This is a genomic window from Pseudomonas sp. R1-6, from assembly GCF_051132115.1.
In the GTDB taxonomy this organism is placed as follows: domain Bacteria; phylum Pseudomonadota; class Gammaproteobacteria; order Pseudomonadales; family Pseudomonadaceae; genus Aquipseudomonas.
Map to the genome: position 1 here is coordinate 1,188,913 of NZ_CP071662.1, position 13,919 is coordinate 1,202,831.

Consider the following 13,919-nt stretch of genomic DNA (forward strand, 5'->3'; position numbering starts at 1 on the left):
ATTTCACCTCCGGTCTGTCCCGACGCGGCGGTTTTTTTGAAAGGTGCACTGTGATTAATGCAGGTGATCGGGGGCTTCGGCCTTCCTTCGCTTTCCCCGGCGGCTCGGACCGCTTTAACGCAGACTTCTAGGGTTTTTCATGACGCGCTACATATTCGTCACGGGCGGTGTTGTTTCTTCATTGGGGAAAGGCATTGCCTCGGCTTCATTGGCGGCCATCCTGGAGGCGCGGGGACTTAAGGTCACCATGCTCAAGCTGGACCCGTACATCAACGTCGACCCGGGCACCATGAGCCCGTTCCAGCACGGTGAAGTGTTCGTTACCCATGACGGCGCCGAGACCGACCTGGACCTGGGCCACTACGAGCGGTTCATCCGCACGACCATGACCCAGAACAACAACTTCACCACCGGCCGTGTCTACGAGCACGTGCTGCGCAAGGAACGCCGTGGTGACTACCTGGGCGCGACCATCCAGGTCATCCCGCACATCACCGACGAAATCAAGCGCCGCATCATCAAGGGCGCCGGCGACGCGGACGTGGCGATGGTAGAGATCGGCGGTACCGTGGGCGACATCGAGTCCCAGCCGTTCCTCGAAGCCATCCGCCAGTTGCGTTTCGAAATCGGTGCCAAGCGCGCGATGCTGATGCACCTGACGCTGGTGCCGTACATCGCCACGGCCGGCGAAACCAAGACCAAGCCAACCCAGCACTCGGTCAAGGAACTGCGTTCCATCGGCTTGCAGCCGGACGTGCTGGTATGCCGCTCCGATCACCCGATCGATATGTCCTCGCGTCGCAAGATCGCCCAGTTCACCAACGTGGAAGAACGCGCGGTCATCGGCCTGGAAGACGCCGACACCATCTACAAGATCCCGGGCATCCTGCACTCCCAGGGCCTCGATGATTTCGTCGTCGAGCGCTTCGGCCTGCAATGCGCCAGCGCGGACCTGTCTGAGTGGGAGGCCGTGGTCGATGCCAAGCTCAACCCGGAACACGAAGTCACCATCGCCATGGTCGGCAAGTACATGGAGCTGCTGGACGCCTACAAGTCGCTGATCGAGGCGATGAGTCATGCCGGCATCAGCAACCGCACCAAGGTCAACCTGCGCTACATCGACTCCGAAGACATCGAGAATCAGGGCACCGGCCTGCTCGAAGGCGCCGATGCGATCCTCGTGCCGGGCGGCTTTGGCCTGCGCGGCGTGGAAGGCAAGATCACCGCGGTGCAATACGCTCGTGAAAACAAGGTGCCGTACCTGGGCATCTGCCTCGGGATGCAAGTGGCGGTCATCGAGTTTGCCCGTAACGTGATGGGCTGGAAAGACGCCAACTCCACCGAATTCGATCGTGCCAGTGGCCACCCGGTCGTGGGCCTGATCACCGAGTGGGAAGACGCCACCGGTGCCGTCGAAGTGCGTACCGAAAGCTCCGACCTGGGCGGCACCATGCGCCTCGGCGCACAGGAATGCCTGCTCGAAGCCGGCTCCAAGGTGCACGACTGCTACGCCAAGGATGTCATTGTCGAGCGCCATCGCCACCGCTACGAAGTGAATAACAACCTGCTGCCTCAACTGATCGAAGCCGGCCTGAAGATCTCCGGTCGTTCCGGTGACGGCGCGCTGGTCGAAGTGGTCGAAGCTGCCGACCATCCATGGTTCGTGGCCTGCCAGTTCCACCCGGAGTTCACTTCGACACCGCGCGACGGTCACCCGCTGTTCAGCGGTTTCGTGAAAGCCGCTTTGGCTCAACACCAGAAAAAGGCATAAGACGATGGCCCAGAAGATCATCCGCGTCGGCGACATCGAGATTGCCAACGACAAGCCCATGGTGCTGTTTGGTGGCATGAACGTGCTGGAAAGCCGCGACATGGCGATGCAGGTCTGCGAAGAATACGTGAAGGTGACCCAGAAGCTGGGTATCCCTTACGTCTTCAAGGCCAGCTTCGACAAGGCCAACCGTTCGTCGGTCACCTCCTACCGTGGCCCCGGCCTGGAAGAAGGCATGCGGATCTTCCAGGACATCAAGCAAGCGTTCGGCGTGCCGATCATCACCGACGTCCACGAGCCGGCCCAGGCCGCGGTCGTCGCCGAAGTGTGCGACATCATCCAGTTGCCGGCCTTTCTGTCGCGCCAGACCGACCTGGTGGTCGCGATGGCCAAGACCGGCGCGGTGATCAATATCAAGAAAGCCCAGTTTCTCGCGCCCCAGGAGATGAAACACATCCTGAGCAAATGCGAAGAGGCCGGGAATGACCAATTGATCCTCTGCGAGCGCGGTTCGAGCTTCGGCTACAACAACCTTGTCGTGGACATGCTCGGCTTCGGCATCATGAAGCAGTTCGAGTACCCGGTGTTCTTCGACGTGACCCACGCGCTGCAAATGCCCGGCGGTCGCTCCGATTCCGCCGGCGGTCGTCGCGCCCAGGTGACCGACCTGGCCAAGGCCGGCATGAGCCAGTCTCTGGCTGGCCTGTTCCTTGAAGCCCACCCTGATCCCGACAATGCCAAGTGCGACGGCCCCTGTGCCTTGCGCTTGAACAAGCTGGAACCTTTCCTGTCTCAGCTCAAGTTGCTGGATGAGCTGGTCAAGGGTTTTCCGACGATAGAAACCGCGTAACGCGGTTTTCTCCGGTAAAGTACCGCTCGATCAACGCTCTGGCCTGCGGGCCGGGCGTTGTCGTCGGCGAGCCTGCCCGCTGCTCTATACCCGCCGACCGTAAAAGTTTTCTTCTCGCTGCGTCGTTTTCGTCAACTTTGGAGTGTTTACAACAATGGCAAAAATCGTCGACATCAAAGGTCGTGAAGTTCTCGACTCCCGTGGCAACCCCACTGTCGAAGCGGACGTGCTTCTCGACAACGGCATCATCGGCAGCGCCTGCGCGCCGTCCGGTGCTTCCACTGGCTCGCGCGAAGCGCTGGAGCTGCGTGATGGCGACAAGAGCCGTTACCTGGGCAAGGGCGTGCTGAAAGCCGTCGCCAACATCAACGGTCCGATCCGCGACCTGTTGCTGGGCAAGGACCCTGCCGACCAGAAGGCCCTCGACCAGGCCATGATCAAGCTCGACGGCACCGAAAACAAAGCCACCCTGGGCGCCAACGCGATCCTCGCAGTGTCCCTGGCCGCCGCCAAAGCCGCCGCTCAGGACCAGGACCTGCCTTTGTACGCCCACATTGCCAACCTCAACGGTACGCCAGGCGTGTACTCGATGCCGGTGCCAATGATGAACATCATCAACGGCGGCGAACATGCCGATAACAACGTCGACATCCAGGAATTCATGGTGCAGCCGGTTGGCGCCAAGTCCTTCTCCGAAGGCCTGCGCATGGGCACCGAGATTTTCCATCACCTCAAGGCTGTGCTGAAGGCCCGTGGCCTGAGCACCGCCGTGGGTGACGAAGGCGGTTTCGCACCGAACCTGGCGTCCAACGAAGACGCCCTGAAAGTGATCTCCGAAGCCGTGGCCAACGCTGGTTACAAGCTGGGCACCGACGTGACCCTGGCCCTGGACTGCGCGGCCAGTGAGTTCTTCGAAGACGGCAAGTACAACCTGTCCGGCGAAGGTCAGGTGTTCACCGCCGAAGGGTTCGCCGACTACCTCAAGGGCCTGACCGAGCGCTATCCGATCATTTCCATCGAAGACGGCCTGGACGAGTCCGACTGGGCTGGCTGGAAAATCCTCACCGACAAGATCGGCGAGAAAACCCAGCTGGTGGGCGACGACCTGTTCGTGACCAACACCAAGATCCTGAAAGAAGGCATCGACAAGAAGATCGCCAACTCTATCCTGATCAAGTTCAACCAGATCGGCACCCTGACCGAAACCCTGGAAGCCATCCAGATGGCCAAGGCTGCCGGCTACACCGCCGTGATCTCCCACCGCTCCGGTGAGACCGAAGACTCGACCATTGCCGACCTGGCCGTGGGCACCGCGGCGGGCCAGATCAAGACCGGTTCGCTGTGCCGCTCCGACCGCGTTTCCAAGTACAACCAACTGCTGCGCATCGAAGAGCAGTTGAACGGCAAGGCCAAGTACAACGGTCGCGCCGAGTTTCGCGGTTAAGCGGTAAATGGTAAAAAGACAGCGGATTGCGTCGCAACAATTACCAACGCGGTGGTTTTGCCTCTAATCTGATGCCTTATCAAGCACAAGCCTGGATCTTCCAGGCTTCGTGCTATCAGACGCTTCAAAGTTTGGCATGGCGGTCTTTTTTCACTGGATACCTGATATTCGATGCGCAGTCCCAATTGGTTGTTTCTCGTCTTGCTCCTGTTGCTGGCCGGCCTGCAGTACCGCCTGTGGGTGGGCAATGGCAGCCTGGCGCAAGTGGCCGAGCTGAATCAGCAGATTGCCGACCAGCACGCCGAAAACGAGGCATTGCTGGAGCGCAATCGGGTGATGGACGCCGAAGTGATGGAACTGAAGAAAGGCATGGAGACCGTCGAAGAGCGGGCTCGCCATGAATTGGGCATGGTCAAGGAGGGCGAAACCCTCTACCAGTTGGCCCAATGAGCATCCGTCCACCGGCCTTCTGGGCCGTGATTCCTGCCGCGGGCGTTGGTGCTCGCATGGCCGCGGACCGACCCAAGCAATACCTTCAACTGGGCGCACGCACAATTCTTGAACACAGCCTCGGCTGTTTCCTCGATCACCCGACCATCAAGGGCGTGGTGGTCAGCATTGCTCACGACGATCCCTATTGGCCGACCCTGGCCTGCGCCAGCGATCCCCGGATCCAGCGGGTGGACGGCGGCGAGCAGCGTTCGGATTCGGTCCTCAATGCATTGCTGCACTTACACGAACAGGGCGCCGACGATTTCGATTGGGTGCTGGTTCACGACGCCGCGCGTCCCAATCTTGCCCGGGTCGACCTGGATACGTTGCTCCATGAGCTGGCGAACGACCCGGTCGGTGGCCTGCTGGCCGTCCCGGCTCGCGACACCCTCAAGCGCGCCGACAAGCATGGCCGTGTGTTGGAGACCGTCGATCGCAGCGTGATCTGGCAAGCCTATACACCGCAGATGTTCCGTCTTGGCGCCTTGCACCGGGCCCTGGCCGACAGCCTGGTGGCCGATGCCGTGATAACCGATGACGCGTCCGCCATGGAGTGGGCGGGGCAAGCGCCTCGGCTGATTGAAGGGCGGGCGGATAACATCAAGGTCACCCGGCCGGAAGACCTTGAGTGGTTGCGCCAGCGGTGGGCGAATCGGCGTTAAGCGAGCAATGGAGGCGTCTTCAGGATCGCCATCGCGAGCAGGCTCGCTCCCACAAGGGATGTTGTCTGTACGCAAAGTTTGTATTCGCTGAAGATCCACTGTGGGAGCGAGCCTGCTCGCGATAGCAATCGATCAGGCAATATAAAACCAGCGTTACCCCCGATACTCCGGCCGCTCAGCCAACCCTTCCTTCAAGTAATCCACCAACTTGCGCACCTTCGGCGACAGATGTCGCTGCTGCGGATAAAGCGCCCACACCGCCGTGTTTGGGGGCTGATGGGCTTCCAGCAACGAAATCAACGCACCGCTGTGCAGATGCTCCAGCACGTAATAATCCGGCAACTGGCACAACCCCACGCCTTGCAACGCAGCGTCCAGCACCGCTTGCCCGCTGTTGCAGCGCCAGTTTCCCTGCACCCGCTGGGAAAATTCCCGGCCGTTCTGCTCCAGTTGCCAGATGTCGGAGCTGCCGATCAGGCAGTTGTGGCGGCTCAGTTCCGACAAGCTATGGGGCCGACCATAACGTTCCAGGTAGGACGGCGAAGCGCAAAGGTACATCCGCCGCGGTGCCAGGCGCGTGGCTACCAGCCGTGAGTCCTGCAAGCGGCCGAGGCGAATCGCCAGGTCCAGGCCTTCATGCACCAGGTCCAGCGCGCGATTGCTCAGCTCGATGTTCACCCGTAACTGTGGATAGATCCCCATGAACCGCGTCACCAATGGCACGATGAACCGTTCACCGTAGGCAACGGCACAGGTCAGGCGCAGCATGCCCTTGGGTTCGCTGGCAAGATCACCGACGGCCCGCAATGCTTCCTCGCGCCCATCCTGCAAGCGCTGGCAATGCTGCAAGAAGGTCTGCCCGGCTTCGGTCAGCGTTACCCGACGGGTACTTCGATAAAGCAAGCGTGTCTGCAGGCGCTCCTCAAGCCGTACGATTTGTCGACTGATATGGGAAGACGACACACCGAGACGTTCGGCTGCGGCGGTGAACTGGCTGCATTCGGCCACAGCCACGAACTCATCGATGCCTTCCCAGCGGTTGTCTGACATGGCTGATTATCCCTATATGGCAATAATGTTTTGCTTTCGGCTGGATTATTCAGTTTCCGGCATAGGATTACACTCCCTGTCTCGTTTTATTTTGCTGGAGTATCCGGATGATCAAGTCACGCGCTGCCGTTGCCTTCGAGGCCAAGAAACCCCTGGAAATCGTTGAAGTCGACGTGGCCATGCCCAAGGCGGGCGAAGTGCTGTTGCGCGTGGTGGCTTCGGGCGTTTGTCACACCGATGCCTACACGCTGTCCGGCGCTGACCCGGAAGGGATCTTCCCCTCGATTCTTGGCCATGAAGGCGGCGCCATTGTCGAAGCCATCGGCGAGGGGGTGACATCGGTGGCGGTGGGTGACCATGTGATCCCGCTGTACACCCCGGAGTGCGGCCAGTGCAAATTCTGTAAGTCGGGCAAGACCAACCTCTGCCAGGCCATCCGCGCCACCCAGGGCAAAGGCCTGATGCCGGACGGTACTTCGCGCTTTTCCTACAAGGGCGAGACGATTTTCCACTACATGGGTACGTCGACGTTCTCTGAATACACCGTGCTGCCGGAAATCTCCGTAGCGAAGATCCAGATAGATGCGCCCCTGGAAAAGGTCTGCCTGCTGGGTTGCGGCGTTACCACCGGCATCGGCGCCGTGTTGAACACCGCCAAGGTCAAGCCGGGTGACACCGTGGCGATCTTCGGCCTGGGCGGTATCGGGCTTTCGGCCGTGATCGGTGCCGTGAAGGCCAAGGCCGCGCGCATCATCGCCATCGACATCAACCCGGCCAAGTTCGAAATCGCCAAGCAGCTGGGCGCCACCGATTGCGTCAACCCGAAAGATTTCGACCGTCCGATCCAGGAAGTCATCGTCGACATGACAGACGGCGGCGTGGACTTTTCCTTCGAGTGCATCGGCAATGTGCAGTTGATGCGTGCCGCCCTGGAATGCTGCCATAAAGGTTGGGGCGAATCGGTGATCATCGGCGTGGCCGGGGCCGGCCAGGAGATCGCCACCCGTCCGTTCCAACTGGTAACCGGACGCGTCTGGCGCGGTTCGGCCTTTGGCGGCGTGCGCGGTCGCAGCGAACTGCCGAGCTACGTGGACATGGCTGAAAAGGGCGAGATCCCGCTGGATACCTTCATCACTCACACCATGGGCCTGGAGGACATCAACAAGGCATTCGACTTGATGCATGAAGGCAAGAGCATCCGTACCGTTATTCATTTCTGAGGTCGGTCATGAGCCTGGAAAACATTTCCTGCCAGAAGAGCTTCGGCGGCTGGCACAAGCGTTACCGGCACCGTTCCGAAGTGCTGGGTTGCGACATGGTCTTCGCCGTGTATCTGCCGCCGCAAGCGGAGCAGGGCGGTAAGTTGCCGGTGCTGTACTGGTTGTCCGGTTTGACCTGCACGGACGAAAATTTCATGCAAAAGGCCGGCGCCCAGCGCATGGCCGCCGAGTTGGGCTTGATCATCGTCGCGCCGGACACCAGCCCCCGTGGCGCCGAAGTGCCCGGTGATCCGGACGGTGCGTGGGACTTCGGCCTGGGGGCAGGGTTCTATCTGAACGCCACGCAGGATCCTTGGGCGCGACACTATCGGATGCATGACTATGTCGTGCAGGAATTGCCGGCGTTGGTCGAAGCGCATTTCCCGGCTTCGGATAAGCGTGGCATCAGCGGTCATTCCATGGGCGGTCATGGCGCGCTGGTCTGCGCCTTGCGCAACCCCGGGCGTTACCGTTCGGTGTCGGCCTTTTCTCCGATCAACAATCCGATGGATTGCCCGTGGGGACAGAAAGCGTTCGCCCGCTACCTTGGGGAAGACCGTTCGAAATGGCGCGAATGGGATGCCTGCGCGTTGATCGCCGAAGCGGGAGAAAAGCTGCCGCTGTTGGTGGACCAGGGTGATCGCGATGATTTCCTCGCCAACCAGCTCAAGCCCGAAGCCTTGCAACAGGCGGCCAAGGCGGCCGATCACCCGTTGGAACTGCGGCTGCAACCCGGCTATGACCACAGCTACTTCTTCATTGCCAGCTTCATCGATGAACACTTGCAACATCATGCACGCGCCCTGAACGGCTAATGCAGGTAGAATCACGCCCTGACAAAAATCGGGGCGTTTTTTTATGCGTATTGGCCACGGCTACGATGTTCACCGTTTTGCTGAAGGCGACTTCATTACTCTGGGCGGCGTGCGGATCGCACACGGCTTCGGGCTGCTTGCGCATTCTGATGGTGACGTGTTGCTGCACGCCTTGAGCGATGCCTTGCTCGGCGCTGCCGCCCTGGGCGATATCGGCAAGCATTTCCCTGACACCGACCCGCGATTCAAGGGCGCCGACAGCCGTGTGCTGCTACGTCACGTGGTTTCCTTGATCCATGCCAAGGGCTGGAAAGTGGGCAACGTCGACAACACCATCGTTGCCCAGGCGCCAAAGATGGCGCCGCACATCGAAGCGATGCGCCAGCGGATTGCCGAAGATCTCCAGGTAGACCTGGACCAGGTGAACGTGAAGGCCACCACCACCGAGAAGCTGGGCTTCGTCGGTCGTGAAGAAGGCATAGCCGTCCATTCCGTTGCCTTGTTGTTGCGCTCATGACCGAACTTGAACTACTGGGGCCACGGGCCTATGGCGAGTCGTTGGGCAGCGCGGTACTGAAAGCCACGGCGGAGGATTTCCAGGTCGATGAAGTGCTCGACATTCCGTTGACCGGCGATGGCGAGCACTTGTGGATCTGGGTGGAAAAACGCGGTTTGAACACCGAGGAGGCTGCCCGGCGTATCGCCAAGGCCGCCGGCGTGCCGCTGCGCACGGTCAGCTACGCCGGACTCAAGGATCGCCAGGCACTGACTCGTCAGTGGTTCAGCGTGCAATTGCCAGGCAAGGCCGACCCGGACCTGTCGGCGGCCGAAAACGACACCCTGAAAATCCTCAAGACCGCCCGCCACAGGCGCAAGCTGCAGCGCGGTGCGCACTCGGTCAACGGTTTTACCTTGCGCCTGACCCAGTTCACAGGCGACAAAGCGGCGATCGAGGCACGCCTGCAACAAATTGTTCGCCAGGGCATCCCTAACTATTTCGGCGCCCAGCGCTTCGGCCACGAAGGTGGCAATGTTGTCGATGCTCGTGCATGGGCGGCGCGCAAAGCCTTGCCGGAACAGCGCAACGTGCGTTCGCGCCTGCTGTCGACGGCCCGCAGTTTTCTCTTCAACAAAGTGCTGGCGGCCAGAGTGGCCGACGGTACCTGGCAACACGCCCAGGTGGGCGATCTGCTGGCTTTCACCGACAGCCGCAGTTTTTTCCCGGCCGGGGAGGCTGAATGCAGCGATCCGCGCCTGGCGATTCTCGATCTGCACCCGACCGGTCCCCAATGGGGCGAAGGCCCTTCACCCGCCGCTGGCGTGGTCTTTGAATTAGAGCAGGCCGTCGCCCAGAGCGAGGCGGACCTGCGCGACTGGTTGATAAACGCGGGGATGAGTCACGAACGTCGCATCCTGCGGCTGCCCATTGGCGGGCTGTCGTGGCATTATCCCTCGCTGGACATTCTGCAATTGGAATTCGTCCTGCCGGCCGGATGTTTCGCCACTGTCTTGGTGCGCGAACTCGTCGATCTGGTGCCTGCAGGGCAGACGGACAACCCATGCGTATTCTGATTTCTAACGACGACGGGGTGACAGCACCCGGTCTTGCCGCGCTTTATGCTGCGCTGGCGGATTTTGCCGAGTGCGTGGTGATCGCCCCGGACCAGGACAAAAGCGGCGCCAGCAGTTCGCTGACGATCGATCGTCCGTTGCATCCTTGCTACCTGGACAATGGTTTCATCAGCCTCAACGGTACGCCAACCGATTGCGTGCACCTGGGCCTGAATGGCCTGTTGGAGCGCGAGCCGGACATGGTGGTCTCAGGTATCAACCTGGGGGCAAACCTGGGGGACGATGTGCTGTATTCGGGTACGGTTGCCGCGGCCCTGGAAGGTCGTTTCCTGAACCACACCTCTTTTGCCTTTTCGTTTGTTTCACGGCAGGTCGACAACTTGCCTTCCGCCGCCTACTTCGCCCGCAAGCTGGTGGAGGCCCACGGCGAACTGGACCTGCCGCCGCGCACGGTGCTGAACGTGAATATCCCGAATTTGCCGCTAGACCATATCCGTGGCATCCAGCTCACTCGCCTGGGCCATCGTGCCCGCGCGGCCAAACCGATGCATGTCGTCGATCCGCGCGGCAAGGCCGGCTACTGGATCGCGGCCGCCGGCGACGCCGAAGATGGCGGGCCTGGCACGGACTTCCATGCGGTCATGCAGGGCTACGTCTCGATCACGCCGTTGCAGCTGGATCGAACCTTCAACGATGCCTTCAGGCATCTCGAAGGCTGGCTGGAGGGGCTGCACTGATGTCACGTGAACAAGACGATATGCTGCGCCGGGGAATTGGCATGACCTCCCAGCGCACTCGGGAACGGTTGATCCAGCGGCTTTACGAAGAAGGGCTGTCGAATGCCCAGGTGCTGGAGGTGATTCGTCGCACGCCGCGTCACCTGTTCGTCGATGAGGCGCTGGCCCATCGCGCCTATGAAGACACGGCGTTGCCGATCGGCCATAACCAGACCATTTCCCAGCCTTATATGGTGGCCCGCATGAGCGAGCTGCTGCTGGAGGCTGGGCCGCTGGACAAGGTGCTGGAGATCGGCACGGGTTCGGGCTATCAGACCGCCGTGTTGTCGCAGTTGGTGGAACGTGTGTTTTCCGTGGAGCGGATCAAGGTGCTGCAAGATCGCGCCAAGGAACGTCTCGTGGAATTGAATCTGCGCAACGTGGTATTTCGCTGGGGAGACGGTTGGGAAGGCTGGCCAGCGTTGGCGCCTTATAACGGCATCATTGTCACGGCGGTGGCCACAGACGTCCCCCAGGCCTTGTTGGATCAGCTTGCTCCGGGCGGGCGCCTGGTCATTCCGGTCGGTGCGGGTGAAGTCCAGCAATTGATGTTGATTGTGCGCGAAGAGCACGGTTTTTCACGACACGTCCTCGGGGCGGTGCGTTTCGTACCGTTGCTCAACGGGCCGTTGGCCTGAGCATTTGTGATTCGGATGCTGAATTCCAGGACACGGACTGTGTCTTACGGCAGCACCCGTTCGCCGGGCTTCGGTTTGCCAGATAACGTTAAACAGCGTCGAGCAAACGTGTGCGGGCGGCCATTGCGCTTCCTTTATAGACGCGCAATGTCGACGAGCCATAGGGCAACATGTCTGCCTGGACAGGCAGTTTCGAATTTCTTCAGCCACCACAAAGGGAGCGGCGGGTGAGTCTCACAGTCATTGCGCAGCGTATGGGTATCACGAGCTTAAAGCGCCTGGTGACTGGCCTTCTCTTGGGTACCTTGCTGGTCGGTTGTTCCAGCACGCCTTCGGGTAACGTCCGAGTGGTCGATCGCAACAATGCGACACCGCAACGGCCAACGGTCACGACCGGCCAGTATGTAGTCCGGCGTGGCGATACGCTGTTTTCCATCGCTTTTCGCTACGGCTGGGACTACAAAGCCCTCGCGGCCCGGAACAACATTCCTGCGCCTTATACGATCCACCCAGGTCAGACAATTCGCTTTGACGGGCGCAGCGGTTCAACGCCTACGGCGGTCGTCACCCAGTCCGGTTCCACACCTTCGTCCTCAAGCAAAACCACGGTTATCCGTCGTCCGGCGGGTCCCGCGCCGGCGGCTGTACCGTCCGTCGCGAACAAGCCGGCCCCTGCTCCGATGCCTCCTGCAGGCCCCGCCCCGACTGGCTGGGGATGGCCTTCTAATGGCGTTCTCATTGGAAAATTCTCTTCAAACGGTAGTTTGAATAAAGGAATTGATATCGCCGGGGATTTGGGACAGCCTGTTTTAGCCGCGTCTGATGGCACGGTTGTGTACGCCGGGAGTGGTTTGAGGGGCTACGGCGAACTCGTGATCATCAAACACAGCGATACCTACGTCAGTGCCTACGGTCACAACCGCAGGCTGTTGGTTCGGGAGGGGCAGCAGGTCAAGGTCGGACAGACAATTGCCGAGATGGGATCAACGGGTACAGACCGGGTGAAGCTGCATTTTGAGATTCGCCGACAAGGTAAACCTGTAGATCCGCTGCAATTCCTGCCACGTCGTTGATTCGGTTGTCAGCCTGTTCCGTCACGTAGAGGGAACAGGCTCCAGCGTTGCCAAGGATAAAGGCGTCGCTCGAGCTTGAGGTCGAACTCACCAAAGGACTATAACAATGGCTCTCAGTAAAGAAGTGCCGGAGTTTGACATCGACGATGAGGTTCTCCTTATGGAGACCGGCATCGCTATGGATTCGATGTCGAATGATGAAGGGGCGACTCCACCTTCCGTTCGTGCCAAATCCAAACACTCCGCTTCACTTAAACAACATAAGTACATCGACTACACCCGGGCGCTGGACGCCACTCAGCTGTACCTCAACGAAATCGGTTTCTCGCCGCTGCTCTCCCCCGAGGAAGAAGTTCATTTTGCGCGCCTGTCGCAACGTGGCGACCCGGCCGGTCGAAAACGCATGATTGAAAGCAACCTGCGCCTGGTGGTGAAAATCGCCCGACGTTATGTCAATCGTGGGCTTTCGCTGCTGGACCTGATCGAAGAGGGAAACCTGGGGCTGATTCGCGCTGTCGAGAAATTCGACCCCGAGCGCGGCTTCCGTTTCTCGACCTACGCGACCTGGTGGATCCGCCAGACCATCGAACGGGCGATCATGAACCAGACCCGGACCATTCGGCTGCCGATCCATGTGGTCAAGGAGTTGAATGTCTATCTGCGGGCTGCCCGTGAACTGACCCAGAAGCTGGACCACGAACCTTCACCTGAAGAAATCGCCAACCTGCTGGAAAAACCTGTGGGTGAGGTCAAGCGCATGCTTGGGCTCAATGAGCGGGTTTCGTCGGTGGACGTTTCCCTGGGGCCGGACTCTGACAAGACGCTGCTCGATACCCTGACCGATGACCGTCCCACCGATCCATGCGAGTTGCTCCAGGATGACGATTTGTCCCAGAGCATCGACCAGTGGCTCTCGGAGCTTACGGACAAGCAACGGGAAGTGGTGATTCGCCGCTTCGGCTTGCGCGGCCATGAAAGCAGCACGCTGGAAGATGTCGGCCTGGAGATTGGTTTGACTCGGGAGCGGGTGAGGCAGATCCAGGTCGAAGGCCTCAAGCGCCTCCGGGAGATCCTGGAGAAAAATGGCCTGTCGAGCGAATCGTTGTTTCAATAACACTCACCAAGCGCAGCAGAGAAAGCCCCGACTGGTTCGGGGCTTTTGCGTTTCTGGGCCATTTGATTTTCCAGTCCTACCCATTTTGTAGTTTCAGTTTGTAAGCCTTTGCCTACTGTTACGTAAGCGTTCGGTTTTCCTTCAATGGGACAGATGACTAACGAATGCGGTGAAAAATAGTTAACTAGTTGTTTTTAAACAAGATAAGTTTCTGTGAACGGACTGTTACAGAGGGCACGAAGACGCCTGCGGGCCATTGCACGGAAATGGGAAAACACTAATATCAGTCCTGTGTCGACGGACAGACACACCTGTCAAGGATGATGGGAAGGAAAGGATATCGCAGGATGCGATTCATCAGGACGATGAATAGGATTAAAGGGATTAGGGAAAAAATGTGGGC

14 protein-coding genes are annotated in these 13,919 nt (G+C 59.9%); 13 read left to right on the top strand and 1 reads right to left on the bottom strand.

Annotated features, from left to right (window positions below):
• Positions 1-139: 139 nt before the first annotated feature.
• From J3P81_RS05530 to ispD, 5 genes are all read left to right on the top strand, one after another.
• Positions 140-1,771, top strand: coding sequence for a CTP synthase (locus J3P81_RS05530; RefSeq protein ID WP_420764248.1), 1,632 nt, complete (start codon positions 140-142; stop codon positions 1,769-1,771).
• Positions 1,772-1,775: 4 nt separating this feature from the next.
• On the top strand, positions 1,776-2,621 hold the full coding sequence (kdsA, locus tag J3P81_RS05535; protein ID WP_434562543.1) for a 3-deoxy-8-phosphooctulonate synthase: 846 nt from the start codon (positions 1,776-1,778) through the stop codon (positions 2,619-2,621).
• A 154-nt stretch (positions 2,622-2,775) separates the two neighbouring features.
• Positions 2,776-4,065: a phosphopyruvate hydratase gene (gene eno / locus J3P81_RS05540; RefSeq protein ID WP_258631378.1), complete on the top strand. Its 1,290-nt coding sequence runs from the start codon at positions 2,776-2,778 to the stop codon at positions 4,063-4,065.
• Positions 4,066-4,236: 171 nt separating this feature from the next.
• Positions 4,237-4,515: a cell division protein FtsB gene (ftsB, locus tag J3P81_RS05545; protein ID WP_420764249.1), complete on the top strand. Its 279-nt coding sequence runs from the start codon at positions 4,237-4,239 to the stop codon at positions 4,513-4,515.
• Positions 4,512-5,219 (top strand): 2-C-methyl-D-erythritol 4-phosphate cytidylyltransferase, encoded by a 708-nt coding sequence (gene ispD / locus J3P81_RS05550; protein ID WP_434562545.1) that lies wholly within the window; start codon positions 4,512-4,514, stop codon positions 5,217-5,219. The genes ftsB and ispD overlap by 4 nt, the downstream gene beginning before the upstream one ends.
• Before the next feature lie 153 nt (positions 5,220-5,372).
• On the opposite strand, the gene J3P81_RS05555 is transcribed toward ispD, so the two are convergent.
• Positions 5,373-6,269: a LysR substrate-binding domain-containing protein gene (locus J3P81_RS05555; RefSeq protein WP_434562547.1), complete on the bottom strand. Its 897-nt coding sequence runs from the start codon at positions 6,267-6,269 to the stop codon at positions 5,373-5,375.
• A gap of 107 nt (positions 6,270-6,376) precedes the next feature.
• On the opposite strand from J3P81_RS05555, the gene J3P81_RS05560 reads away from it, so the two are divergent.
• The 8 genes from J3P81_RS05560 (at position 6,377) to rpoS (ending at position 13,516) form a co-directional block, all read left to right on the top strand.
• Entirely contained in the window at positions 6,377-7,489 is a 1,113-nt protein-coding gene (locus J3P81_RS05560) for an S-(hydroxymethyl)glutathione dehydrogenase/class III alcohol dehydrogenase (RefSeq protein ID WP_434562549.1), read from the top strand.
• 8 nt (positions 7,490-7,497) lie between these two features.
• Complete coding sequence (fghA, locus tag J3P81_RS05565; protein WP_434562551.1) at positions 7,498-8,343, top strand: S-formylglutathione hydrolase; 846 nt, start codon at positions 7,498-7,500, stop codon at positions 8,341-8,343.
• Between the two features lie 43 nt (positions 8,344-8,386).
• Complete coding sequence (gene ispF / locus J3P81_RS05570; RefSeq protein ID WP_434562553.1) at positions 8,387-8,860, top strand: 2-C-methyl-D-erythritol 2,4-cyclodiphosphate synthase; 474 nt, start codon at positions 8,387-8,389, stop codon at positions 8,858-8,860.
• The gene (gene truD, locus J3P81_RS05575) at positions 8,857-9,915 is read left to right on the top strand and encodes a tRNA pseudouridine(13) synthase TruD (RefSeq protein WP_434562556.1); all 1,059 of its coding nucleotides are present in this window, start codon (positions 8,857-8,859) and stop codon (positions 9,913-9,915) included. Before ispF ends, truD begins: the two co-directional genes overlap by 4 nt.
• Positions 9,903-10,652 (top strand): 5'/3'-nucleotidase SurE, encoded by a 750-nt coding sequence (gene surE, locus J3P81_RS05580; protein ID WP_434562558.1) that lies wholly within the window; start codon positions 9,903-9,905, stop codon positions 10,650-10,652. Before truD ends, surE begins: the two co-directional genes overlap by 13 nt.
• Positions 10,653-10,693: 41 nt before the next feature.
• Entirely contained in the window at positions 10,694-11,329 is a 636-nt protein-coding gene (locus J3P81_RS05585; RefSeq protein WP_161796107.1) for a protein-L-isoaspartate(D-aspartate) O-methyltransferase, read from the top strand.
• Positions 11,330-11,556: 227 nt separating this feature from the next.
• Entirely contained in the window at positions 11,557-12,402 is an 846-nt protein-coding gene (locus J3P81_RS05590; protein WP_434562560.1) for a peptidoglycan DD-metalloendopeptidase family protein, read from the top strand.
• 106 nt (positions 12,403-12,508) lie between these two features.
• Positions 12,509-13,516, top strand: a complete 1,008-nt coding sequence (gene rpoS / locus J3P81_RS05595) for an RNA polymerase sigma factor RpoS (RefSeq protein ID WP_420764258.1) — start codon at positions 12,509-12,511, stop codon at positions 13,514-13,516.
• The last annotated feature ends 403 nt before the right edge of the window (positions 13,517-13,919 follow it).